The 24238-nt window shown below is 37.7% G+C and carries 23 protein-coding genes; 8 read left to right on the forward strand and 15 right to left on the reverse strand.

The window, feature by feature from the left end; genetic code table 11:
• Nucleotides 1-35 precede the first annotated feature (35 nt).
• The 7 genes from lpxM to seqA form a co-directional block, all read right to left on the reverse strand.
• Complete coding sequence (gene lpxM / locus ACPT9C_RS08065) at nt 36-992, reverse strand: lauroyl-Kdo(2)-lipid IV(A) myristoyltransferase (protein WP_050848281.1); 957 nt, start codon at nt 990-992, stop codon at nt 36-38.
• Between the two features lie 46 nt (nt 993-1038).
• The gene (locus tag ACPT9C_RS08070) at nt 1039-1806 is read right to left on the reverse strand and encodes a TSUP family transporter (protein ID WP_050948511.1); all 768 of its coding nucleotides are present in this window, start codon (nt 1804-1806) and stop codon (nt 1039-1041) included.
• Nucleotides 1807-1823: 17 nt separating this feature from the next.
• On the reverse strand, nt 1824-2684 hold the full coding sequence (gene mepA / locus ACPT9C_RS08075; protein ID WP_050948512.1) for a penicillin-insensitive murein endopeptidase: 861 nt from the start codon (nt 2682-2684) through the stop codon (nt 1824-1826).
• A 252-nt stretch (nt 2685-2936) separates the two neighbouring features.
• Nucleotides 2937-4010 (reverse strand): chorismate synthase, encoded by a 1074-nt coding sequence (gene aroC, locus ACPT9C_RS08080; RefSeq protein WP_050948513.1) that lies wholly within the window; start codon nt 4008-4010, stop codon nt 2937-2939.
• Between the two features lie 9 nt (nt 4011-4019).
• Nucleotides 4020-7358 carry a mechanosensitive channel MscK gene (gene mscK / locus ACPT9C_RS08085; RefSeq protein WP_076773622.1) on the reverse strand — a complete coding sequence of 1113 codons (3339 nt, stop codon included), beginning with the start codon at nt 7356-7358 and terminating at the stop codon, nt 4020-4022.
• A gap of 27 nt (nt 7359-7385) precedes the next feature.
• Complete coding sequence (gene menE, locus ACPT9C_RS08090; protein ID WP_050948515.1) at nt 7386-8744, reverse strand: o-succinylbenzoate--CoA ligase; 1359 nt, start codon at nt 8742-8744, stop codon at nt 7386-7388.
• 2 nt (nt 8745-8746) lie between these two features.
• Nucleotides 8747-9352, reverse strand: a complete 606-nt coding sequence (gene seqA / locus ACPT9C_RS08095; protein WP_050948516.1) for a replication initiation negative regulator SeqA — start codon at nt 9350-9352, stop codon at nt 8747-8749.
• Between the two features lie 69 nt (nt 9353-9421).
• Here seqA and ACPT9C_RS08100 point away from each other — a divergent pair, with 69 nt between their 5' ends.
• The 3 genes from ACPT9C_RS08100 (at nt 9422) to fur (ending at nt 11291) form a co-directional block, all read left to right on the forward strand.
• Nucleotides 9422-10204, forward strand: coding sequence for an alpha/beta fold hydrolase (locus tag ACPT9C_RS08100; RefSeq protein WP_050948517.1), 783 nt, complete (start codon nt 9422-9424; stop codon nt 10202-10204).
• Nucleotides 10205-10298: 94 nt separating this feature from the next.
• Entirely contained in the window at nt 10299-10823 is a 525-nt protein-coding gene (gene fldA, locus ACPT9C_RS08105; protein WP_005648709.1) for a flavodoxin FldA, read from the forward strand.
• A gap of 27 nt (nt 10824-10850) precedes the next feature.
• Nucleotides 10851-11291, forward strand: coding sequence for a ferric iron uptake transcriptional regulator (gene fur, locus ACPT9C_RS08110; RefSeq protein ID WP_005671209.1), 441 nt, complete (start codon nt 10851-10853; stop codon nt 11289-11291).
• A 108-nt stretch (nt 11292-11399) separates the two neighbouring features.
• Here the strand turns inward: fur and gdhA are convergent, their stop codons facing one another.
• The 5 genes from gdhA to ACPT9C_RS08135 all read right to left on the reverse strand — a co-directional run bounded on the left by gdhA (nt 11400) and on the right by ACPT9C_RS08135 (nt 15307).
• Complete coding sequence (gene gdhA / locus ACPT9C_RS08115; RefSeq protein WP_118879841.1) at nt 11400-12749, reverse strand: NADP-specific glutamate dehydrogenase; 1350 nt, start codon at nt 12747-12749, stop codon at nt 11400-11402.
• Between the two features lie 361 nt (nt 12750-13110).
• Nucleotides 13111-13881, reverse strand: a complete 771-nt coding sequence (gene tatC / locus ACPT9C_RS08120; protein ID WP_050948519.1) for a twin-arginine translocase subunit TatC — start codon at nt 13879-13881, stop codon at nt 13111-13113.
• A gap of 9 nt (nt 13882-13890) precedes the next feature.
• Nucleotides 13891-14451 (reverse strand): Sec-independent protein translocase protein TatB, encoded by a 561-nt coding sequence (tatB, locus tag ACPT9C_RS08125; RefSeq protein WP_050948520.1) that lies wholly within the window; start codon nt 14449-14451, stop codon nt 13891-13893.
• A 3-nt stretch (nt 14452-14454) separates the two neighbouring features.
• Nucleotides 14455-14682 (reverse strand): twin-arginine translocase TatA/TatE family subunit, encoded by a 228-nt coding sequence (tatA, locus tag ACPT9C_RS08130; protein WP_021034982.1) that lies wholly within the window; start codon nt 14680-14682, stop codon nt 14455-14457.
• 217 nt (nt 14683-14899) lie between these two features.
• Nucleotides 14900-15307, reverse strand: a complete 408-nt coding sequence (locus tag ACPT9C_RS08135) for a MerR family transcriptional regulator (RefSeq protein ID WP_005671199.1) — start codon at nt 15305-15307, stop codon at nt 14900-14902.
• 121 nt (nt 15308-15428) lie between these two features.
• On the opposite strand from ACPT9C_RS08135, the gene ACPT9C_RS08140 reads away from it, so the two are divergent.
• Both ACPT9C_RS08140 and fghA read left to right on the forward strand, forming a co-directional pair.
• Nucleotides 15429-16565 (forward strand): S-(hydroxymethyl)glutathione dehydrogenase/class III alcohol dehydrogenase, encoded by a 1137-nt coding sequence (locus ACPT9C_RS08140; RefSeq protein WP_050948521.1) that lies wholly within the window; start codon nt 15429-15431, stop codon nt 16563-16565.
• 8 nt (nt 16566-16573) lie between these two features.
• Nucleotides 16574-17401, forward strand: a complete 828-nt coding sequence (gene fghA, locus ACPT9C_RS08145; RefSeq protein ID WP_050948522.1) for an S-formylglutathione hydrolase — start codon at nt 16574-16576, stop codon at nt 17399-17401.
• Between the two features lie 185 nt (nt 17402-17586).
• On the opposite strand, the gene ACPT9C_RS08150 is transcribed toward fghA, so the two are convergent.
• Complete coding sequence (locus ACPT9C_RS08150; RefSeq protein ID WP_050948523.1) at nt 17587-19026, reverse strand: alanine/glycine:cation symporter family protein; 1440 nt, start codon at nt 19024-19026, stop codon at nt 17587-17589.
• Nucleotides 19027-19208: 182 nt separating this feature from the next.
• Nucleotides 19209-20123, reverse strand: coding sequence for an N-acetylglucosamine kinase (gene nagK / locus ACPT9C_RS08155; RefSeq protein ID WP_044332088.1), 915 nt, complete (start codon nt 20121-20123; stop codon nt 19209-19211).
• Nucleotides 20124-20394: 271 nt separating this feature from the next.
• Between nagK and tesB the strand changes: the two genes are divergently transcribed.
• A complete protein-coding gene (gene tesB / locus ACPT9C_RS08160; RefSeq protein ID WP_050948524.1) occupies nt 20395-21255 on the forward strand; it encodes an acyl-CoA thioesterase II in 861 nt (286 codons plus the stop codon).
• 10 nt (nt 21256-21265) lie between these two features.
• Entirely contained in the window at nt 21266-22132 is an 867-nt protein-coding gene (locus tag ACPT9C_RS08165) for a ferritin-like domain-containing protein (RefSeq protein ID WP_050948525.1), read from the forward strand.
• Between the two features lie 74 nt (nt 22133-22206).
• Here ACPT9C_RS08165 and cysS read toward each other — a convergent pair whose 3' ends face one another.
• Complete coding sequence (gene cysS / locus ACPT9C_RS08170; RefSeq protein WP_050948526.1) at nt 22207-23586, reverse strand: cysteine--tRNA ligase; 1380 nt, start codon at nt 23584-23586, stop codon at nt 22207-22209.
• A gap of 102 nt (nt 23587-23688) precedes the next feature.
• Here cysS and ACPT9C_RS08175 point away from each other — a divergent pair, with 102 nt between their 5' ends.
• Nucleotides 23689-24198, forward strand: coding sequence for a peptidylprolyl isomerase (locus ACPT9C_RS08175; RefSeq protein ID WP_005634038.1), 510 nt, complete (start codon nt 23689-23691; stop codon nt 24196-24198).
• Nucleotides 24199-24238 lie beyond the last annotated feature (40 nt).

A 24238-nucleotide genomic window follows, 5' to 3' on the forward strand; every position in this document is an offset into this window, starting at 1 on the left:
ATTCGTTTTCGAGAATATGACGTTTAAACCTATTCTTAATCATAAAGATCTTCGCCATCTTTCCTTGTACGCAATAATTGCAAAATCCAAACATATTGCTCTGGCGTTGGCGTAACAAAAGATTCTATTTCTTCGTTCATTGCTCGGGCTGATTGTTCAGGATCATCGCTTAAATTCATTGCAGGATGAATTTCCATTTCATATTTGCCGGTTTCAGCGTTATAACGAGGAAACATTGGAATAACAACGGCTTTAGAAAGTTTTGCCATTTTATTTAATCCCGGTAATGTTGCTTTATAAGTCCCAAAGAAATCAACAAATACGCTTTGCTCCGCACCAAAATCTTCATCCGGTAAGTAATAACCCATTTCGCCTTTACGAACATGATTTAAAAAGGGTTTAATACCATTTTGGCGAGCATGCATTTTTCCGCCAAAACGTTGGCGTATAATTGTCCAAAGCCAATCCACCAGTGGATTACGATGTGGATTATACATAGAAGTCATTGGCATGCCTTGAGTGTGCAAAATAATGCCAGACGCATCAATCGCCCAGCCATGTGGCACCATAAGAATAATATTCTTGCATTCAGCTTTTGCCTGTTCGATATGTTTAAGACCGATAAATTCACTGCGTTTTTGCAAATGTTTCTTTGAACGGATGGCAATCTCACCAATACCAAACATAACCTGAGCGACAACCGCAAACATTTTATCAATGACTTGCTCACGTTGTTGTTCAGTCCAATGAGGAAAGCAATATTGCAAGTTAGTTTGCGCGCGCGTACGCTGTTTCTTTGCTTTATGCCCAATCCAAATACCTAATTTTCCCGCCAATTTATCGCGCAGACGAAAAGGCACAAATGCTAACAACAATAAAAAGAAAATACCGAGCCAAATTCCCCAATATTGAGGCTTTAAATACGACCATGAAAAGTGCGCTTCATAGCCCACTCTCGCCGTCAGACGTAAATTTTGTTGATTATCCGACATAATAAAATGAAATTAATTTTAACCGCACTTTTGTGCGCTTTCCGAATTAAAAATGAAACCAGCCCTGATCGTAAACCATTTTGGCCGTCATCATAAAAGACATGATAACAACCATCGGTCGAATCAAGGTTTTACCTTTCGTCATCACCATTTTGGCGCCTAAATTTGCACCTAAAATGCTCCCAGCCATCATCACGAACCCCACTTTCCAAAGAATTTGTCCGCCCAATAAGAAAAGTGCAAAAGAAGCAAGGTTCGAAGTGAAGTTCATCACTTTTGCATGTGCTGTCGCTTTCGGGAGATTAAATCCTAGCAAAGTAACACAGGCCAAACTCATAATTGAGCCCGTTCCTGGGCCAAAGAAGCCATCATAAAAACCTAAAAATGGGCTAATTAAAAGACCAAATAACAGATAATTTAATCGTTGTTTCCGATCTTCATCACCTAATTTAGGGGTAAATAAAAAATACAGACCAATGACTAAAATCAGAAAAGGCAGAATTTTTCTGAAAATCGCCACGTCAATTGATTGAATTAATAATGTACCTAGGGCAGAACCTAAGAAAACCCAAATCAAAATAAACCAAATATCGCGTAAATTGACCGCTCTTTTTCGCAAGAAATAAAGACTTGCGGATAATGCACCGCCCATAGCTTGCAATTTGTTAGTGCCTAACGCCATTGCTGGTGGCATACCAGTCATGAGCAACGCTGGAATGGTGATTAATCCCCCACCACCAGCAATTGCATCGATAAATGATGCGACAAAACCAACACAAAACAATATTGCTAAAAGATCAATTCCGATATCCATATTGATTTACCTTAATTCTATTCTAACCATTCATTTCGATTCGGGGAATTTAAAATTTGTTGGCACAAAAACGGCTCAGGTGGTGTAACTTTAGGTTTGCTCACTGAAGCACCTGGTTTTGGTGGCTCAAACCAAGAATATAATTCGTCTCCACAACCATCACTGGGAGGAACGGGTGCTTGATTTTCACAATAAGACGCATCTGCTGGGCAAGTTAAACGAACATGAAAATGAGAGTCGTGTCCATACCAAGGACGAACTTTGTGTAACCAGCCGCGATCATTGCCAGCAGTTTGACATAATTTTACCTTAATCGCAGGATTAACAAAAATACGTGCCACATTTGGATCTTTCGCGGCTAATTTGATTAACGTCGCATGATTGCTATTCCATACGCGTTCATCCACTCGTTGCGCCTTTCTATCTACAACTAATAAACCTTTACCATCAGAATTCAGCGCATCGGCGTCCGACATTTCGCCCATTCTTAACCAAATATCCGCATCTAATCCCATCTGATGGCTAGCATGACCCGTTAAAAATCGTCCACCACCTGGCATGGCAATATCGCCCACTAACATCGTTGGTAACCCAGCAGCTTTAGCACGTTGTCCCAAACGTTCAAGATACTGAATCATATTTGGATGACCATAATAACGATTGCGATTCATACGAATAACTTGGTAACCGTCTCCTTTCGGCGGTAGTGCTTGCGCCCCAATAATACATCCATTGGTATAACTACCAATAGGTTTTGCTTTCCCATCGCCACTTGGTATTGGACGTTTCACTTTTTGCCAATCTAGAGGAGACGCAGCAACGTTCAGAGAGAAAAGTGCGGTAAAAATTATGGTTTTTTTTAATAAAATTTTATTCATTCTAAAGTTTTGCTATGGGTAAGCATATCTTAGATTTTGCCGTGGGTAAGTATATCCTAGGTCTTGCCGTGGGTAAGTATATCCTAGGTTTTACCGTGGGTAAGTATATCCTAGGTTTTGCCGTGGGTAAGTATACCCACGGTTAGAAAAATAGTTCCCCTTTGGGGAACTTTACACTTACCCCAAAGGGGTAATATCAAACTAACCTAGGGTATACCTACCCTAGGCACAGACTCCCATCTTATACTAAGATTATTTACACTGCGCCTTAAAACGTAATAGATGATCTAATAAGACAATCGCCATCATGGCTTCTGCGATGGGTACAGCACGAATACCCACACAAGGATCGTGACGACCTTTTGTCACAACTTCTACTGGCTCGCCATTAAGATTAATTGAACGACCAGAAATTGTAATACTTGAAGTTGGTTTTAACGCAATCGTGGCGATAATTGGCTGTCCTGAACTAATTCCGCCTAAAATGCCGCCTGCGTGATTACTTTCAAAGCCATTAGGTGTCATTTCATCACGATGTTCCGAACCACGTTGTTCAACCACTGCAAAACCATCACCAATTTCGACGCCTTTTACTGCATTAATTCCCATTAATGCGTGAGCAAGATCTGCATCTAAACGGTCAAATACTGGCTCGCCCAATCCTACTGGCACATTTTCTGCAATAACGGTAAGTTTTGCGCCAATAGAATCCCCTTCTTTTTTAAGTTCACGGATCAATTCATCAAATTTTTCTACCGCACTTTCATCAGGGCAAAAGAATGGATTGCTGTTTACCTTTTCCCAATCAATTTCTCCGATGGTCTGTGGCAAAATTTTCACATGACCGATTTGACTTAAAAAACCGCGCACCTCAATGCCAAAATATTCGCGTAAATATTTTTTTGCAATCGCTCCCGCTGCAACTCGCATCGCTGTTTCACGCGCTGAAGAACGCCCACCGCCACGGTAATCACGAATGCCATATTTTTGCTGATAGGTAAAGTCTGCATGACCAGGGCGAAAACGATCTTTAATCTCGCCATAATCTTGAGAACGCTGATCAGCATTTTTAATGATCATTCCAATACTTGTGCCTGTGGTTTTTCCTTCAAACACACCAGATAAAATTTGAACTTCATCATCCTCACGACGCGGCGTGGTATATCGTGATGTCCCAGGTTTACGACGATCTAAATCTGGCTGAATATCTTGCTCAGATAATTCAAGATTTGGCGGTACCCCATCAACGATACAGCCTAATGCAATCCCATGTGACTCCCCAAAGGTCGTCACACGAAAAAGTTGTCCAATTGTATTACCTGCCATAATTTCCCCTTATTTTTTTACATCAACAAAGGGAATTTCTTCGCCAGTGTCATTATTTTTGATAAATACATCTAATTGATTAAAGGCAATATCAATATTATGTTCTGCAAATAATTCATTAATACGGCGATTAATAGCATCTGTAGTACTGGTACGATCTCCAACTTGTTCTACATAAACACGTAATTCGTGATCCAAAGTACTTGCACCAAAAGTTAAAAAATAAGCAGATGGTTTAGGATCGCGTAAAACAGTCGGCTGTTCATCAGCTGCTTGAAGTAATAATTGGCGTACGAGTGTTAAATCAGAACCATAAGCAACACCAACGCTAATCACTAAACGTGTCATCGTGTTAGATAATGCCCAGTTGGTTACTTGACCTGTTACAAAAGATTTATTTGGCACAATCACTTCTTTGCGATCAAAATCAATCAATGTAATTGCACGAATGCGAATTTTCGCTACAGTACCACTTACACCATTAATGGTTACGACATCGCCAACTCGGATTGGGCGTTCAAATAACAAAATAATGCCCGACACAAAGTTTGCAAAAATCTCTTGCATACCAAAACCAAGACCAACAGAAAGTGCGGCGAATAACCATTGTAATTTTGACCAAGACATCCCTAAGGTTGCAAATGCCCACGCACCACCAATGGCGATAAAAATATAAGTGAGCAATGTCGTAATCGTATAAGGCGTACCTTGTGAAAGATTCACTCGAGAGAAAATTAATACTTCCAAAATGCCTGAAATATTACGAACCAACACATAAGTAATTCCTACGATAACTAAAGCAACAAGAAGATTAAATAAAGTAATGCTTTCCACTACAGTGCCAGCATCGGTTGTCGTGGTTTGTTGCCAAAGTGTAATTTCACGTAAATAGCTCACTACTGTGACTAAATCTGACCATACGTAGTAGAAAATCCCCAATAATGCTGTCCAAATAAAGAGATCTACAAAACGTAATAATTGGCTACGCACATCATTTAACGCCAAACTTTCCTCTGGCTCTCCCACTGCAACCACATCATCAGAGGATATATTTTCATAATTATTTTCAAGTGCTTTTTGACGACGTTTTTCTGCTAAACGGCGATGTGCTAAACGACGAGAAGAAACCGTAATACCACGGTAAATCGTATTGCGTACTAACCACCATACACACCAAGCAATATAAGAATGAATAAAATGCTCAATTAAATTTAAAGCGGTGTAGTAATAGCCTAAAACAATAAGTACGATTAATCCCACAGGAATTAATCTCAAACCAATTTGTACAATTCTTATTAACCAATGATGTTTATTTGTTTCAGGTTCATAAGAGCGAAGTACTCGATTAAAACGAGGGGCAATAATCGCCGCACAGAAAATTAGAGCTGTAATAGTATTAATTTGACCTAACACATCATTAGCTAAACCTGCATCAGTGACATTGCTAAACACAGAAGTATTTAAAAGCAATACAATCACAATAATAATGCGTTGGATAACACCACGAAAACGTTGTGCATTCTCTTTTGAAGATTCAAAATGATTAACAAAAATACCATTTGGACGGAACAATGAAATCCAAAATGTAAAGAACCACCAATAACCCGCCATACTAAATGACCAATGCCAAAATTCTTCTGGATTTTTGAAGAAAAAGAAGCCGATCATTTGGCAAACTGCTAAAAACCAAAGTGTACTAGAAAGCGTTAAAAACGCAGTTAATAACAGGGCAAGTGGCGTACTCCACTGACTATCTGTATCTAAGCGATGTATTTCACGATTAATTTTGTTTAATTGTTGTTTAATACGATTTTTAAATTTAAAAATTGCACCGCCTACAATAAATAACCCTAAGAAATACATAAGTAAATAAGGTAAATTGTCATAATTAGTTGGAAAACCTAATTTTTTCAACATACCATTAAACTGTTCAATTAAAGCTCTTGGCAGCATTTTTATCCAATCTAAATTAATGGGATTATTACTTTTCACCCAAAAACTTTGCTGCTCTAATTTAGATTGAATTTGATCACTGATTTGTGTAATTTGCTGCTGTGTTAATTCCAAAGAAATCGCGAGATTTAATTGATTATTTAAGGATTTAATCAGATCAGATGTCATTTTCCGACGCTCAGTTAATAGCGTTTTAACTTGCGTTCTTTCTGCCTCAGTAAATTGTTTTCCATCTTCACTTTCAACTTTATTAATATAGTTATTTAGATCATAAAGTTCATTGCGTTTTTGAGTAATGTCAAAAATATGCACACGCAAATCGGCAATTTGTTTTGATAAACCTTGAATATTTAAGTTAGTCGGTAATTTTTGTTTTTGTTGCTGGATAATACGTGAAAGAACTAACGTGCCTTGTAATGCACTAATTTGTTCATCAATAGTATGTTGAGTTTGAGTGAGGCTATCTAAAATATTCCGCATTCTTAACTCATCTTGAGTTAATGAATTCGCTTTTTCTGTTTGTTGTAATAGATACTGACCAAGCTGTGCATTGCGATCAAGTTCTTTTTGAATGTAATCATTTTGCACAGTTTTTTGCTGTTGCTGCTGAGCTTGTTCTAGTTGATTTTGTGATTGCTGAAGATTTTTTTGATTAATGACTTCTTGAATCGCAATAATATTTTGTTGTTGCACCTGCAAACGTAAATTCAATAGGTCGTAACGACTTTGATAAAGTAAAGAAAGCTGATCATTATTTTTTAATAAATTTTGATTATAACTATTCTTTAAATCAATCAGTTGTAATTCAACCTGATATTGTTTTCGTAATGAGCTACCAATATCATTATTGGCCAATTGTTGATTAATTTGCTGTGTGCGTACAACATTTTCCGTTAATGCTGCTTGAGCTCGTTCAGAAATAGAATTTTGCCCTGCCAATTGTGCATTTGCCGCGCCTAATGCGTTTTGCGTATCTTGTAATTGATCATTTAACTTAGCGAGACTATTTTGTAAATAGTCCTGTGACTGTGCATTATAATCAGTACTTGTTGCTGTTTCTTGTTGTTTTTTTAATGCTTGAATTTCTGCATTATTCTTTCTAATTTCACTCTCTGAATGGCTTAATGTTGTTTGCAATGCATCATTGATTTTTTGTTGAGCTTGAATTTGCTGCAATAAATCAATTGATGTTTGTAATTCTGCTAACAACGTATTTTTTGCTTCCCCCTCACTCATTTTTTGAGCGTTAGCCAAATCGGCTTTAAGCGATTGCTCCGTTGGTAATACATTTGTTGAATTTGCCCCTAATGCCCCTTGTGAAACACTAAGGGTAAACATTGCCGAGGCAAAAAGTGCGGTAAAAAATGGAGGTGTTTTCATAAGTTTCCTAATCATTATTTTTTCCTAATCTAAATGGTAAAATTAATTTATCTTATCTTGCTTTGCCAGCCAATCGGCAAGCTGTTTACGTGAGATCTTAATGCCTTTCCCAAGCATCAGTGGTAAAGGATAATATGCAATAGGTTGTTTAAAACGTGCGAGTTTATCTTGTAAAAAAAACATTAAATTTTCAACCGCACTTTTGCTAAAGGATTCATTAAAATCCACTAAAGCGACAGGACGCTGACCAAATTCTTTGTTTTTTTGTGGTAAAACAAACACTTGATTAACTGAAGAATGTTGAATAATCACTTGTTCAATTTCTTCTGGCTGAATATTTTCGCCACCAGAAATAAACATATTATCAAGTCGTCCGATAATAACAAGTTCGCCCTCTTGCAAAACACCTTTATCTTTTGTCTGAAGCCAACCTTGGTTATTCGTTAATGAAACAATTTGTCGATCCTTCCAATAACCCATCGCCAAACCTGCACCTTTCAGCCAAATTTCATCATTTACTAAGCAATATTCTCTGCCTAATAGCGGTTGCCCCACACCTTGTTTTTCATCAGATTTTTTGGCAAAAACTGTCGAAGCCATTTCCGTCATTCCGTAGCCAGAATAAGTTTCAATACCATATTTCACTATTTTTTTCGTGAGTTCAGCAGGAATATGCGTACCACCAAGTAAAATATGACGTGTAGAAAATGAAATAATCGAATTTTCCTGTAAATAATCTAACAAACGTTGTAATTGCGTTGGCACAAGAGAAACGTGGGTAGTTTCTAATAATGAAGCATAAAAATCATCTTTTGGGAAATGTAATTGCGCACCACAATATAACCAACGCCAAACAATACCTTGCCCTGAAACGTGATATAAGGGTAATGAAAGTAACCAAGATTGATTACAATCAAACTTCATTAAGTTACATACCCCTTTTGCATTATCCAAATGCGCTTGGACATTATGCACAACTGCTTTTGGTAAGCCTGTAGAACCAGAGGTTAGCGTCATCGTCGCAGGACGAAAAAAATCAGCTTTTTGTGTAAAAACATCAATTTCTTGCAAATTCAGCAAATCTTTATCATAAAAACAAAAATCAATTTGATAAAACTCACATAATTCTGCAATTTTTTCTTGTGGAAAAGCAGGATTGATACCTAAAACTTTTGCACCAAGCTGAATTGTAGCTAGATATAAAAATAAAATTTTCTCTGAATTTTTTCCCACAAAAGCAACCGCACTTTCCGCATTTACTCCTTTTTTTTGTAAAAAAGCCACCGTTTGGTTAATCTTTGTAGTTAATTCTATCCAAGTAAGTGCATCGCTCTGCTTAGTACGTAAAGCGATTTTATCTGAGAAATCAGGTTGAATAGCAAAATGTTGCCAAGGATACATTATTAATTTACCGTGAAATATGATCGTACTTCATCAATCAATGTTTCAGGTAATTCCATAGATTGCATTGCGCCTTCTAGCATTAACATTTTTCGTCCACTATTTGTATTGGTAATAACCCAATAAGGCGTATCTGGAATTTGTTTTGGTTTTGTATGATTGCCAGCCATTAATAATGTCGCTTCATCACGAGCAAAATAAACCCGTGTACGTCCCTGTAAAGATTCTGTGGCTTGAGCAAAACTTTCAGGATTTGTACGATAAAGCACACGTAAAATCGCTAAGAAACGCACCACCGCCTTACTTTCTTCTTTGAATTCATCTGAATTTAATAAAGTTTGGACTTTTTCTACTATCTGATTAATTGCGTTTATTGATTGCTTTTTTGTTGTTTTGATATTTACTTCTTTCACATTAATAGCCTGTTCTGGCTTTTGATCTGCGGATTTGTTAGTTTCTGCTGAAGTAAGAACTAAATCATCAACACTTGAAGTATGCACAGGTAAACTAAGCAAACGACGTAAAATATCCGAAGCACTTTCCCCAATAGAGCGGGTTTGGCTCGCAATATATTGGTATAATTCTTCATCTACTTCAATGATCTTCATTTTTATCTCTCTGTTTGCTAAAATTTTTTCAATTATAACGACTTCTTTACAAATTCTCACGTAAAAATTATGGTAAAATCATTACTCAATTATCAATTTCATCAAGTAAAACAAACGATTAATACGCCTGTTTTAATTTTTATTCACGGTTTATTCGGCGATATGGATAATCTCGGCGTTATCGCGAGAGCTTTTAGTGAACATTACAATATTTTACGTATTGATCTACGCAATCACGGTCATAGTTTTCATTCGGAGAAAATGAATTATCAACTGATGGCTGAAGATGTTATCGAGGTAATCCGCCACTTAAGTTTATCCAAAGTGATATTAATTGGTCATTCTATGGGTGGAAAAACCGCCATGAAAATCACCGCACTTTGCCCAGAATTAGTCGAAAAATTAATCGTAATTGATATGTCCCCTCTGCCTTATAAAGGATTTGGTCATAAAGATGTGTTTAATGGCCTATTTGCGGTAAAAAATGCAAAGCCTGAAAATCGTCAGCAAGCCAAACCGATTTTAAAACAAGAAATTAATGATGAAGACGTTGTACAATTTATGTTGAAATCTTTTGATGTTAATTCAGCTGATTGTTTTCGTTTTAATCTTACCGCGCTTTTTAACAATTATGCCGATATTATGGATTGGGAAAAGGTACGTGTATTTACGCCAACTCTTTTTATTAAGGGTGGAAATTCCTCTTATATAAAAATAGAAAATAGCGAAAAAATTCTAGAACAATTTCCTAATGCAACTGCCTTTACGATTAATGGGAGTGGACACTGGGTTCACGCCGAAAAACCTGATTTTGTTATTCGTGCAATTAAACGATTTCTAAATAAGAATTAAGTGGTTTAAGTGAGAATGCTTTTATGATATAGTTCGCCGAATTTGGATAAGTCTTATAATCAATAGATTAAATTTAATATAAAAGGAAATAAAAATGGCAATAGTTGGTCTTTTTTATGGTAGTGATACTGGAAATACTGAAAACATCGCAAAACAAATCCAAAAACAATTAGGTAGCGATTTAATTGATATTCGTGATATTGCCAAAAGTAGCAAAGAAGATATTGAAGCATACGATTTCTTGCTTTTCGGTATCCCAACTTGGTATTACGGCGAAGCACAAGCAGACTGGGATGATTTTTTTCCAACACTCGAAGAAATCGATTTTACAGATAAACTTGTAGGTATTTTTGGCTGTGGCGATCAAGAAGATTATGCGGATTATTTCTGTGATGCTATTGGAACTGTGCGCGATATTATAGAGCCACACGGTGCAATTGTGGTAGGAAATTGGCCAACAGAAGGCTATAATTTTGAAGCTTCAAAAGCCTTATTGGAAGATGGCACTTTCATCGGATTATGTATTGATGAAGATCGCCAGCCAGAGCTTACCGCAGAGCGTGTAGAAAAATGGTGTAAACAAATTTATGATGAAATGTGTTTAGCTGAATTGGCTTAACATTTTTGCATAATAGGAAGAAAAATTATGTCTGAAGAAAATATTAAATTACTCAAAAAAGCAGGATTAAAAATTACAGAGCCTCGCTTAACTATTCTCGCTTTAATGCAAAATCATAAAAATGAACATTTTTCTGCAGAAGATGTTTATAAAATTTTGCTGGAACAAGGTAGTGAAATTGGATTAGCCACAGTTTATCGTGTGCTTAATCAATTTGATGAAGCGCATATTGTAATCCGTCATAATTTTGAGGGAAATAAATCCGTTTTTGAGCTTGCTCCAACAGAACATCACGATCATATTATTTGTGAAGATTGCGGCAAAGTATTTGAATTTACTGATAACATTATTGAACAACGTCAGCGTGAAATCAGCGAAAAATACGGCATAAAATTAAAAACGCATAACGTATATCTTTACGGAAAATGCAGTGATATTAATCATTGTGATGAAAACAATTCAAAATAAATTAATATCTAAGGCGACAAAATGTCGCCTTTCTTATATTCAAATTTTATCCGAAAAAATAACCGCACTTTATTACAGTGCGGTTATTTAATTTAACTTTTTTATCTGTTAATAAACGCCTTGAGCCAACATAGCATCAGCTACTTTAACAAAGCCTGCTACATTTGCACCAACAACATAGTTAATGTTTTCTTGACCTTCAATTGTGCCGTATTTTTTACAGTTTGTGTGAATATCTAACATAATGCGATGTAATTGAGCGTCCACTTCTTCCGCTGTCCAATATAAACGTTGTGAACTTTGTGCCATTTCTAAACCAGAAGTGGCAACACCACCAGCGTTGGCAGCTTTACCCGGCCCAAATAATACATTTGCAGCGAGTAATGCTTCTGTTGCTTCAATTGTTGTTGGCATATTGGCACCTTCAGCCACTAATTTCACACCATTTTTAATTAAAAGTTGTGCATCAGAAAGTTCTAACTCATTTTGAGTTGCACAAGGAAGCGCGATATCAACTTTCACTTCCCAAGGGCGTTTACCTTCAAAATATTGTAAACCAAACTGCTCCGCATAATCTTTCACACGCCCACGTTTTGTATTTTTAATTTCGAAAAGTGCGGCTAATTTTTCAGTAGTAAATCCATTTGGATCATAAACATAACCCGATGAATCAGAACAAGTTACTACTTTTGCACCAAGCGATAATGCTTTTTCAATCGCGTATTGTGCTACATTACCAGAACCAGAAACTGAAACTACTTTACCTGCAAAACTATCGCCTTTTTCAGCAAGCATTGCTTGAGCAAAATAAACTAAGCCATATCCCGTTGCTTCCGGACGAATTAAACTACCACCGAAAGAAAGACCGCGACCAGTGAAAACACAAGCTGATTGGTTTGATAATTTTTTCATATAGCCCGCTAAATAGCCAACTTCGCGCCCGCCAACACCTATATCGCCAGCAGGAACATCTGTATCAGCTCCTACGTGACGATAAAGTTCAGCCATTAATGCTTGGCAAAAACGCATAACTTCAGTATCAGATTTGCCTTTTGGATCAAAGTCCGAACCGCCTTTTGCTCCGCCCATAGGCAATGTTGTTAAAGCATTTTTAAAGATTTGCTCAAAACCTAAGAATTTTAAGATAGATAAATTTACTGATGGATGGAAACGCATTCCCCCTTTAAATGGGCCTATGGCACTATTAAATTGTACACGAAATGCTCGGTTTACTTGCACTTGCCCTTTATCATCAGTCCACGCCACACGGAATTGAAATGCACGTTCTGGTTCAACTAAACGTTCTAATAATGCTTCTGAACGATATTTAGGATTGGCTTCTAAAAAAGGCCAAATTGATGTGAATACCTCGCGAACCGCTTGTAAAAATTCAGGTTGATGACCATCGCGTTGAACAACTTTTGTTAAAAATGCGTCTAAGGAAGCAACTTTTGACATAATGAATTTCCCTCTTTGTTGATGTTGTGTATATTGTATTTTTATTGTCTTCGCCTCGTGAGGCGCATAGACAATATGCAATGGCTAATTTAATCTTGCAACCATTTTTATAAAGGAAATTTAAAGAAAAGGAAAAAGTAAAGAAATTATCTAAAAAAATATCGTATTCATTAGATAAAAAATAAAAAACGACAGAAAACCATCAGGTAATGATATTTTCAATAAAAATATAGAACAGACTACAAATCATATTTCTAGTAAATCACTACGAAAATATGTTTTATGAAAAAAACAAAATTAGGGTTATATCAATATAATAAAAACGGGGGCAAAGCCCCCATACTATTAACAACTCAATTCATCATTGTGTTTTTTCTGATTCATCATTATTTTCAACCGCACTTTCATCGTCTTTTGGTTGATAAAATCGAGCAACCAATAGACCTAGCTCAAACAGCAAGCACATCGGTACGGCAAGCAAAGTTTGTGAAAAAACATCAGGAGGCGTTAAAAGCATTCCAATAAAAAATGCCACAACAATAATATAAGGGCGTTTTTCGGAAAGAGCCTTTACAGTGGTAACACCAGTCCAGCAAAGTAGAATAATCGCAATTGGCACTTCAAAACAAACGCCAAAAGCTAAAAATAACGCCAAAGCAAAATCTAAATAACTACTAATATCTGTTGCGATGGCAACACCTTCTGGGGCTGTTTGTGTAAAGAAGCTGAATACAAAAGGAAAGACGACATAGTAAGCAAAAGCAACACCGCAATAAAATAAAATCGTACTAGAAAATAACAACGGATAAATCATCCGTTTTTCGTGCTGATATAAAGCAGGTGCAATAAAAGCCCAAATTTGATAAAGCAAATAAGGAACAGAAATAAAAATTGCAACAATCACAGTTAATTTAATTGGCGTAAAGAAAGGAGTTTGAATATTGGTTGCAATCATTGTTGCGCCTTTTGGCATAACAGCCGTTAAAGGTGCTGCAACAAAATGATAAATATCATTGGAAAAATACACCAAAGCAACAAAAGCCAATACCACACAAATTACACAGCGTAATAAACGGTTTCTTAGCTCAACAAGGTGCGTAATTAAAGGTTGAGATTCATCCACATTACTCATAAAAACTCGCTATGATTTAGTTTTTGAAGATTGAGATTTTGACGCTGGAGCGATTTCAATATCATCAGGAGGATAATAGCTAGATAAATGTGTGTTCAGTTCTGCTTTCTCGTGAGTTTCAAGTGCGGTCAAATCTGTAGGTGTTTTTTCTGCTTCAGATAAAGTTTCTGCAGCCTCCTCAACTGAGATTGCATTTTGAGGCTTTTCTGCATTTTCAGCCGCACTTTTGATTTCTTTGATTTGATCTTCCACCGTTGTACCAGCTTGAACCGCTTTATCTTCTAGCTCCGCTTTCATCTTATCTGCTCGAGCTTTTAATTCTTCCACCGTTTTACTCAATTCTGGTGAAAGGGCTTGCAAGTTAAGGGATTCCGCTTTTTTAATACTATCTTGTAATTCTTGCAATTTTAGCTCTTGTTTCAACTCATTTTGAACGTTAGCAGCTAAACCACGAATCGTTTTTACCCAATCCATTACAGTGCGAATTGCTATAGGCAAACGTTTCGGGCCTAATACAACTAATCCCAAAATCATTAGCAAAATAAGTTCTGAAAAACCAATATCAAACACGGATTAAGCCTGTTCTTTCTCTTTTATACTTTCTTTTTTTGCAGAAGCTGTTTCATTATCTATAGACTGAAATTCTGCATCTTTTACTTTTTCATCTTCTTTCATCGCTTTTTTGAAACCCTTCACTGCTGCGCCAAGATCTGAGCCGGCATTTCTTAATTTTTTCGTGCCAAAAATCAATAAAATAACGACTAATAAAATAATCAGTTGAGCGGGGGACAAACCAAACATAATAAACTCCGTTCTGTAAAAAAGAAAAAATTTGGCTCGGAATATACTCTTTTTAGCCATTTAGAACAATAGCTATCGGAGATTATTTTTATGTTATCCTGATCTTAATCATAAAAGTTGATTTTTAACTTATTTATGTAATAAAAAAGTTAAAATTTATCTATCTCTAAAAATTGTATTTTTCTTCTAACTCTGTGATTTAACCACTTTTATCCTTTTAGCTTGTTTCAGGAATCTGCGGTAAATTCACGGCTTCCACCGAGCCTAATGCTTTCGCTTTTTGATAAAATGCTAACTTATATTCCAGTAAGTCTAAATAGCGTTTTAATTCGGCAATTTGACACTTCACATTTTCTGTTTGATTTTCAAATAAGGACAGGCGTTCTTCAATAGTATCGTCGCCAATGATAGTACATTCCGCAAAGCGTTTGATATCTTTTAAGCTCATTCCCGTATTTTTCAAGCATTGTAATAAACTTAACCATTGCAAATCCTTATCGGTAAAACGGCGATTACCGTATTCATCACGTCCGACATTAGGTAACAAGCCTTCTTTGTCATAAAAGCGTAAGGTGTAGGCGGAAATGCCTATTTTTTCAGCAGCTTTAGCGGTGGTGTAAGTCACTTTTTATTCCCTTTAAACAAAAAATGGTAAAAAACACTTGCTTTAGAGTGAACTCTAAAGTGTAAACTGTTGCTATCTTGCTTAGGCAAGGCACCTTTGTCAATGAATTAAGAGGAAAACAATGGAAATTAAACAAATCAACTCAACCATCAAATCTCGTGCGGCGGTGGCATTCTCACCAAACCAACCCTTACAAATTGTGGAAATTGACGTAGAAATGCCACGCAAAGGTGAAGTGTTAATCCGCAACACTCACACGGGCGTGTGCCATACTGATGCATTTACGTTATCAGGAAGCGATCCTGAAGGGGTATTCCCAGTGGTGCTAGGACACGAAGGTGCGGGTGTTGTTGTTGCGGTTGGCGAAGGTGTGTTAAGCGTAAAACCGGGTGATCACGTCATTCCTCTTTACACGGCTGAATGTGGCGAATGTGAATTTTGCCGCTCGGGTAAAACCAACTTATGCGTCTCAGTACGTGATACGCAAGGTAAAGGTTTAATGCCAGATGGTACGACGCGTTTTTCTTATCAAGGTCAGTCTATCTATCACTATATGGGCTGTTCAACTTTCAGTGAATATTCTGTTGTTGCAGAAGTTTCACTGGCAAAAATCAACCCAGAAGCGAACCATGAACAAGTATGTTTGCTCGGCTGCGGCGTTACTACAGGTATTGGTGCGGTACATAACACAGCAAAAGTGCAAGAAGGCGACTCAGTGGCAGTGTTTGGCTTGGGAGCGATTGGTTTAGCTGTGGTGCAAGGTGCACGTCAAGCCAAAGCGGGGCGTATTATTGCTATTGATACAAATCCTGCAAAATTCGATTTGGCAAAACAGTTTGGTGCAACGGATTGTTTAAACCCGAACGATTACGATAAGCCGATCAAAGATGTGCTGTTAGACATCAACAAATGGGGCATTGACCATACCTTTGAATGTATAGGCAACGTAAACGTAATGCGTCAAGCATTAGAAAGTGCTCACCGTGGCTGGGGGCAATCTATCATCATCGGCGTAGCGGGTGCAGGACAAGAAATTTCAACGCGTCCGTTCCAATTGGTAACAGGCCGTGTGTGGAAAGGCAGTGCATTTGGTGGTGTGAAAGGTCGCTCTGAACTTCCGCAAATGGTGGAAGATTCAATGAAAGGCGACATTCAGTTAGAACCGTTTGTGACTCACACAATGCCACTCGATCAAATCAATGAAGCCTTTGAGTTAATGCACGAAGGTAAATCGATCCGCACAGTTATTCATTACTAAGGTACGTTATGAAACTGATTGAACAACATCAAATTTTTGGCGGTTCACAGCAAGTTTGGGCGCATAATGCCCAAATGTTGCAATGCGAAATGAAATTTGCCGTCTATTTGCCAAATAATCCAGAAAATCGACCGCTTGGCGTAATTTATTGGCTTTCAGGCTTAACTTGCTCTGAACAAAATTTCATTACCAAATCAGGCTTTCAGCGTTATGCCTCAGAACATCAAGTGATTGTGGTTGCCCCCGATACCAGCCCTCGCGGAGAGCAAGTGCCGAACGATGTGGCTTACGATTTAGGGCAGGGTGCAGGCTTTTATCTGAATGCGACCGAGCAGCCTTGGGCGACGAATTATCAAATGTATGATTATATTTTGAACGAGTTGCCTGATTTGATTGAAGCAAATTTCCCTACCAATGGCAAACGTTCCATTATGGGGCATTCAATGGGCGGACACGGTGCATTGGTATTGGCACTGAAAAACCGAGAACGTTATCAAAGTGTTTCTGCTTTTTCGCCTATTTTATCGCCAAGCCTCGTGCCTTGGGGAGAAAAAGCCTTTACTGCTTATTTAGGGGAAGATCGCGAAAAATGGCAGCAATATGATGCCAGCTCGCTTATTCAACAAGACTATAAAGTGCAAGGTATGCGTATTGATCAGGGCTTGGAAGATGAGTTTTTGCCGACACAATTGCGTACCGAAGATTTTATCGAAACCTGTCGTGCGACAAATCAACCTATAGATGTGCGTTTCCATAAAGGATACGATCACAGCTATTACTTTATCGCCAGTTTTATTGGCGAGCATATTGCCTATCACGCCGCATTTTTGAAGTAAGTCAAAGAGCGGTCAGTTTTCAACGCAGTTTGGAATAGCCGGCACGAGGGCGGTAAAAAGTGCCGGCAAAAGTTTATTTAATCTAAACTAAAAAGACCAAGCCTGAAACAATATCAAAAATATTTCTTTAAATAAGAATCTAATCCTTTGGAAAGACAGAGCATTTCTTTGTAGCCATTTTATCTTTATTTCCAAATGCGGGAATCAAATATTTTCTTACGCAATTCAGGGTGGTCGTCAATCTTAAACTCTGGTGTTTTTCCTTCTTTAAGCTGGCGTTGATAATCCTTCATTAATTTCCATACGATTGGCGACAACATCAAAATTGCGATCAAGTTAATGATTGCCATGACTGCCATTACCGTATCTGCAAAATTCCACACCACATTACCAGAGCGAACCGCACCGAAATACACGAAAAATAGCACCATTAAACGGAACAACAAGACAAACCAAGGTTTATTTTTGATAAAACGGATATTGCTTTCCGCATAAGCATAGTTACCAATAATAGAAGAATAAGCGAATAACAATAAGATAAACGCCAGGAAATGCACCCCAAATTCACCTATGTGGTATTGCAAAGCATTTTGCGTAAGTGAGATACTTTTGAGCGTTTCGCTACCATAATTATTGGAAAGCAAAATAATAACGGCAGTACAAGTACAAACGATCATTGTATCAACAAACACACCGAGCATTTGCACTAAACCTTGGCTAACTGGATGCTTAACGTGAGCTGCTGCAGCCGAATTAGGCGCAGATCCCATCCCCGCTTCGTTTGAGAATAAACCACGTTTAATCCCCATCATCATTGCTTTCGATACCAATGCACCAAACATTCCGCCAGCGGCAGCATCAAAACTAAATGCACTTTGAACAATACGATGAATCACGGAAGGGATCATATCAATATGCATACCAAGAATAATCACCGCCATAATCAAATAGAAAAGTGCCATCATTGGTACAAGGTTGCTTGAAATAATCGCAATACGCTTAACGCCACCGAAAATAATAAGTGCGGTCAAAATTACTAATGAAATGCCGACATATTCTCCTTTCCAATTCCACGCATTGCTCGTCGCTTCAACAATAGAGTTCGCCTGCACAGAATTAAATGCGAAACCAAATGTAAAAATTAATGCAAGCGCAAAAGCCACTGCCATACAACGTGATTTTAAACCTTGTACAATATAATAAGCAGGGCCGCCACGGAATGATCCATCTTTATCTTGAATTTTAAATAATTGAGCAAGGGTCGATTCAGCGAAAGCACTCGACATACCAATAAATGCCGTTACCCACATCCAAAACACTGCGCCTTCGCCCCCTAAGGCTATTGCCGTTGCAACCCCACCAATGTTACCCACACCAACGCGGCTCGCAAGACCTGTTGTAAACGCTTGGAAAGGTGTTAATGAACTCCCCTCCACCGAACGACCAAACCACATTTCACGAAGGCTTGCAGGGAATAAACGGAACTGCACAAATCCTGTTGTAATGGTAAAAAATAGACCAGTCCCAAGCAAAATAATAATGGTGGCATCCCATAAAGGTCCATCAAGGTGTGCGACTATCCAAGTTAGCACTTCTTCTAACATTTTTGAAAATTCAAATTCCATAATCATCCCTCAAGCGATAAATAATTTGATTGTATGGCTTTTCAATGAAAAGGCGAGATTTTTTAATAATTTCTCTAGAGAAAAGAAACACAAACAAGAAAAAATCTAATAAATTCACAATATTCTAAATATTTTCCAAAATAAAGGGCGTATTATTTGAATACACCCACTAGTTTGTTGAATTATTTGGTTAAAAACAACGCTGCCGCACCACGCACACCACCAGAATCGCCGTGTTTCGCTTTTTTAATTGGCGGAACTTTTGCGGTTCGCATCAAATGAGGCGGAAGCGCTTTTGGTAAAGCCTCATAAAGATAATCAAAATTAGATAATCCACCACCTAACACAATCATATGAGGATCAAATGCCGTAATGATATTGCCAATAGAAATCGCCGCCAACTCAACAAAAAGATTCACAAAATCTACCGCACTTTCATTGCTTTGATAGAACAAATCAATAATTTTACGAGCAGATAATGTTTCGCCTTTCAAATCTTGATAAAGCATTTCAAAACCGCGACCAGACAGATAATTATCCAAACAAGCCTTGTTACCACAACCGCATTGATAAATTGGGGCGTTATCCCATCCCAATAATTTCAAAGCATGATAATTTAATTGTAAATGACCAAGCTCTCCCGCCATTCCCACTTGACCTGAATGAACTTTACCGTTTAAGACAAAGCCACCACCAAAACCAGTCCCAAGAATTAAACCAAGTACAGTTGAATATTGCTGATTTTCCGTATCCCATGCTTCAGATAACGCAAAACAATTTGCGTCATTTTCTGCCCGCACTTCACGGCCCAAACGCGCAGACAAATCGCATAAAATTGGTTTATTATCTGCCACACGAATATTGGCAATTTCGGCTAATCCAGTTTGTTGATTAACAAAACCAGGTACGCCCAAACCTACGGTGCCCACCTCACCAAACTTTTCATCAGCACGATTCACTAAATCCACAATCGTGTTAAGCCATTCTTCATAGTCGGTTTTAGGTGTTGGTACCCGTTCAGAATATAATTTTTCTAATTTTTCATTGAATACGGCAAGCTCTATTTTCGTGCCACCAATATCTAAACCATAATACATAATCTGCTCCTGTATAAAGAAGTGCGGTTAAAATTAGGCAAAATTTTAACCGCACTTAAATCATTATTTTATGACAAAGATCGCCTTTTTCTTCAAAAAGATCAAAATAATGCTATTAATTACTCAAAATAGCAAGTCTCAAATCTAAAAGATATTATGAATATAAGCATTCAACCTTTTTATATCGCAGGCTTTTTGTTTCCAACTTTGGCATTCCCCAAAATCTCCGCTAAAATAACCGCACTTTTATCGTATCTTCAAGGAAAGCAATATGTCAGATATTCTCAATAACCTTATTCATCTTCTTAAACTTGAAAAAATTGATGATTTAATCTTTCGTGGAGAAAGCCAAAATTTAGGTTTTCGCCAAGTATTTGGTGGGCAAGTTGTAGCTCAAGCATTATCAGCGGCAATGCAGGTCGCGCCAGAAGATCGTATTTTACATTCTTGTCATGCCTATTTTCTTGCTCCGGGAGACAGTCAATATCCGATTATTTACGATGTAGAAACCTTGCGTGAAGGGCGTAACTTTTCTGCATTATGCGTAAAAGCCATTCAACATAAAAATACCATTTGTCATGTAACCGCTTCTTTCCAAGTGCCTGAAAAAGGTTTTGAACATCAAAATACAATGCCAAATGTTGGTGAGCCTGAAGACTTTGCGGATGAAAATGTGATGCTACAAAAAGTAGCTCAAACCTTGCCAGAACCACTCAATGAAAAATTTGCAGCAGAGCGTCCATTTGAGGTGAGAACAAAATATTTGAATAACCCATTTAACGGGACAAAATTGCCAGCCGAGCAATATTCTTGGTTTAAAACCAATGGTGAAACGCCGCTTGATATAAAAATTCAGCAATGTTTATTGGCTTATTTTTCCGATTTTCACTGTATTTTGACCGCACTTCATCCGCACGAAAAAGGCTTTTTACAAAAAGGAATGAAAGTGGCAACCATTGATCATAGTATTTGGTTCCATCGTCCGTTTGATTTAAATCACTGGCATTTGCACGCAATTGAAAGCAATAATGCCTTTGGAGGTCGTGGTTTGGCTCAAGGGCAGATTTTCTCGCGAGATGGTCAATTAATCGCAACAACACAACAAGAAGGCTTGATCCGTTTTAGCGAATAAGAGAGAAAAAATGACCGCACTTATTACACAATTTTGGCAACAAGTTGAAACTGCGCTGAAAACAGCAAATCCACAAGAAAAATGTCGTTTAGTCAATGATCTCTACGATAATCTTCTGCCACAAATTCAGTTGATTAAATTAGAAGATTTTCCCGAAGTCGTGCCGCAAGATAATATTGCCGCTTTTCCTGAAAAACCGCTCTTAGTTGCACCGAAAGATGTGCCAAAACGTTCTTTTGCCACAGAAGAAGGCTATGCAGCCACATTGCACGCTATCGCACATATTGAGTTTAATGCGATTAATTTAGGTTTAGATGCAGCTTGGCGATTCGGGCGGAATGCACAAGAAGAACTTGGCAATGGTTTGGCTTTTGTGAAAGATTGGCTGCGTGTCGCTCGTGAAGAAAGCACGCATTTTTCCTTAGTCAATGAACATTTGAAAACATTGGGTTATCAATATGGGGATTTTGAAGCCCATGCTGGATTATGGGAAATGGCGCAAGCCACTGCACACGATATTTGGGAACGAATGGCGTTAGTTCCTCGTGTATTAGAAGCAAGAGGCCTCGATGCAACACCTGTTCTGCAAGAGAAAATCGCACAACGTAAAGATTTTGCCGCAGTGAACATTTTGGATATTATTTTGCGTGATGAAATTGGCCATGTGTATATCGGCAATCATTGGTATCACGCCCTTTCTAAAAAACGGGGTTTAGATGCGATGAAATGCTTTACTGAACTGTTACACAAATATCGTATTGTAATTTTTAAAGGTGTCATTAATACCGATGCTCGTATTCAAGCGGGTTTCACGCAGCATGAGTTGGATTGGATTTATGAAGTGGAACAAACATTGAAATCCTATATTAAGAAATGATGAAAAATAAAAAGACTAAGTTCTATTACATTCTGAACTTAGTCTTTTTAATGAAAGTGATTTAACGTTTGAATTTATTGCTTACGCCAAGTTGTTCCATTCGCACCATCTTCCAATACGATGCCCATAGCGGTAAGCTCATTACGCGCAGCATCTGCAGCGGCCCAATCTTTAGCAGCGCGGGCTTCATTGCGTTGTTTAATCAGTGCTTCAATTTTTGCCACTTCATCATCGTTAGAACCTGCTTGTAAGAATTTCTCTGGTTCTTGTTGAAGTAATCCTAAAATCGCCCCCAATTCACGCAAACGCGCGGCAAGTCCATTGGCTTTCTCAACATCTTCTGTTTTTAACTTATTAATTTCACGCACCATTTCGAATAAAACAGAAAGTGCATTTGGCGTATTAAAATCATCATCCATTGCTTCACGGAAAGTTTCTACAAAATGTTCTCCGCCAAAAGCAACCGCACTTTGATCTGTTCCGCGTAAAGCCGTGTATAAACGTTCCAACGCACCTTGTGCTAAATTCAAGTTTTCTTCGCTATAATTGAGCTGGCTACGATAATGTGCCGTTAATAAGAAATAACGTACAGCCTCTGCATTATAGTGATTTAATACATCACGAATTGTGAAGAAATTGCCGAGGGATTTCGACATTTTTTCTTTATCCACCATAATCATGCCGGAATGGATCCAATAATTCACATATTGGCCACCATGCGCACAGCAAGATTGTGCAATTTCATTTTCGTGATGTGGGAACATTAAATCAGAGCCACCACCGTGAATATCAAAATGTTCGCCAAGCTGTTTGCAGTTCATCGCTGAACATTCAATATGCCAACCTGGACGACCAGCACCCCAAGGAGAAGACCAACTTGGCTCGTTTTCTTTTGACATTTTCCAAAGCACGAAATCCATTGGATTTTTCTTGATTTCATTGATTTCAATACGTGCACCAGCTTGTAATTGCTCAAGATCTTGACGGGATAATTTGCCGTACTCTTTGAAGCTTTCTACATCAAACATCACGTCCCCATTATCCGCAACATAAGCATGTCCGCGTTTAATTAATTTTTCCACAATTTCAATAATTTCTGGAATATGATGCGTCGCACGAGGTTCAAAATCAGGGCGTAATACATTAAGTGCATCAAAATCTTTATACATTTCCTGCACCATGCGATCCACTAACTGATCGCAGGTTTCTTTGTTTTCTAACGCACGTTTAATAATTTTGTCATCTACGTCCGTAATATTACGTACATAAGTTAAATCGTAACCCAAAGAACGCAAATAACGGGCAATCACATCAAAACACACAAAAGTGCGTCCATGACCGATATGGCATAAATCATAAACAGTGACACCACAAACATACATTCCCACTTTATTTTCGTGGATAGGTTTAAAGATTTCTTTTTCTCTCGTTAAGGTATTGAAAATTTTTAGCATTTTTAAGCTCGTAAAATGAAATAAAAACAAACCGCACTTTTATAGCACTTTTACCTCGATTGTGGAATAATACAGCCCTTAATTTTTTAGAAGGAAAACAAAATGGTTACATTACACACAAATTTTGGCGACATTAAAATTAAATTGGATTTTGATAAAGCTCCAGTTACAGCAGAAAACTTCTTAAATTACTGCAAAGACGGTTTTTATAATAACACAATTTTTCATCGTGTTATTGATGGCTTTATGATTCAAGGTGGCGGTATGGAAAGCGGTATGCGCGAAAAAGCAACCAAAGCACCAATTCAAAATGAAGCGAACAATCGTTTAAGTAACAAACGTGGAACCATTGCAATGGCACGCACTTCAGATCCACATTCAGCGACCGCACAATTTTTCATTAACGTGGCAGACAATGATTTCTTAAATTATCGTTCAAAAGAAATGTTTGGTCGTGAAGTCGTTCAAGAATGGGGCTATGCAGTATTTGGCGAAGTGGTTGAAGGGATGGATGTTGTTGATAAAATCAAAAAAGTGAAAACAGGCAACAAAGGCTTTCATCAAGATGTTCCAACTGAAGATGTAGTGATTACATCGGTTTCAGTAGAATAATGGCAAATGGCGGATGAATTCCGCCATTTTTTATCGACCT

The organism is Haemophilus sp. HN_Hi16, assembly GCF_049823435.1.
GTDB lineage: Bacteria > Pseudomonadota > Gammaproteobacteria > Enterobacterales > Pasteurellaceae > Haemophilus > Haemophilus influenzae_D.

Coding starts and splice junctions, on each gene's coding strand:
- aroC (WP_050948513.1), bottom strand. CDS start 4,010: ATGGCAGGTAATACAATTGGACAACTTTTTCGTGTGACGACCTTTGGG.
- menE (WP_050948515.1), bottom strand. CDS start 8,744: ATGTATCCTTGGCAACATTTTGCTATTCAACCTGATTTCTCAGATAAA.
- ACPT9C_RS08165 (WP_050948525.1), top strand. CDS start 21,266: ATGACCGCACTTATTACACAATTTTGGCAACAAGTTGAAACTGCGCTG.
- fldA (WP_005648709.1), top strand. CDS start 10,299: ATGGCAATAGTTGGTCTTTTTTATGGTAGTGATACTGGAAATACTGAA.
- mepA (WP_050948512.1), bottom strand. CDS start 2,684: ATGAATAAAATTTTATTAAAAAAAACCATAATTTTTACCGCACTTTTC.
- ACPT9C_RS08140 (WP_050948521.1), top strand. CDS start 15,429: ATGGAAATTAAACAAATCAACTCAACCATCAAATCTCGTGCGGCGGTG.
- lpxM (WP_050848281.1), bottom strand. CDS start 992: ATGTCGGATAATCAACAAAATTTACGTCTGACGGCGAGAGTGGGCTAT.
- fghA (WP_050948522.1), top strand. CDS start 16,574: ATGAAACTGATTGAACAACATCAAATTTTTGGCGGTTCACAGCAAGTT.
- ACPT9C_RS08175 (WP_005634038.1), top strand. CDS start 23,689: ATGGTTACATTACACACAAATTTTGGCGACATTAAAATTAAATTGGAT.
- nagK (WP_044332088.1), bottom strand. CDS start 20,123: ATGTATTATGGTTTAGATATTGGTGGCACGAAAATAGAGCTTGCCGTA.
- cysS (WP_050948526.1), bottom strand. CDS start 23,586: ATGCTAAAAATTTTCAATACCTTAACGAGAGAAAAAGAAATCTTTAAA.
- ACPT9C_RS08070 (WP_050948511.1), bottom strand. CDS start 1,806: ATGGATATCGGAATTGATCTTTTAGCAATATTGTTTTGTGTTGGTTTT.
- ACPT9C_RS08150 (WP_050948523.1), bottom strand. CDS start 19,026: ATGGAATTTGAATTTTCAAAAATGTTAGAAGAAGTGCTAACTTGGATA.
- seqA (WP_050948516.1), bottom strand. CDS start 9,352: ATGAAGATCATTGAAGTAGATGAAGAATTATACCAATATATTGCGAGC.
- gdhA (WP_118879841.1), bottom strand. CDS start 12,749: ATGTCAAAAGTTGCTTCCTTAGACGCATTTTTAACAAAAGTTGTTCAA.
- ACPT9C_RS08100 (WP_050948517.1), top strand. CDS start 9,422: ATGGTAAAATCATTACTCAATTATCAATTTCATCAAGTAAAACAAACG.
- tatA (WP_021034982.1), bottom strand. CDS start 14,682: ATGTTTGGTTTGTCCCCCGCTCAACTGATTATTTTATTAGTCGTTATT.
- mscK (WP_076773622.1), bottom strand. CDS start 7,358: ATGATTAGGAAACTTATGAAAACACCTCCATTTTTTACCGCACTTTTT.
- tatC (WP_050948519.1), bottom strand. CDS start 13,881: ATGAGTAATGTGGATGAATCTCAACCTTTAATTACGCACCTTGTTGAG.
- tesB (WP_050948524.1), top strand. CDS start 20,395: ATGTCAGATATTCTCAATAACCTTATTCATCTTCTTAAACTTGAAAAA.
- fur (WP_005671209.1), top strand. CDS start 10,851: ATGTCTGAAGAAAATATTAAATTACTCAAAAAAGCAGGATTAAAAATT.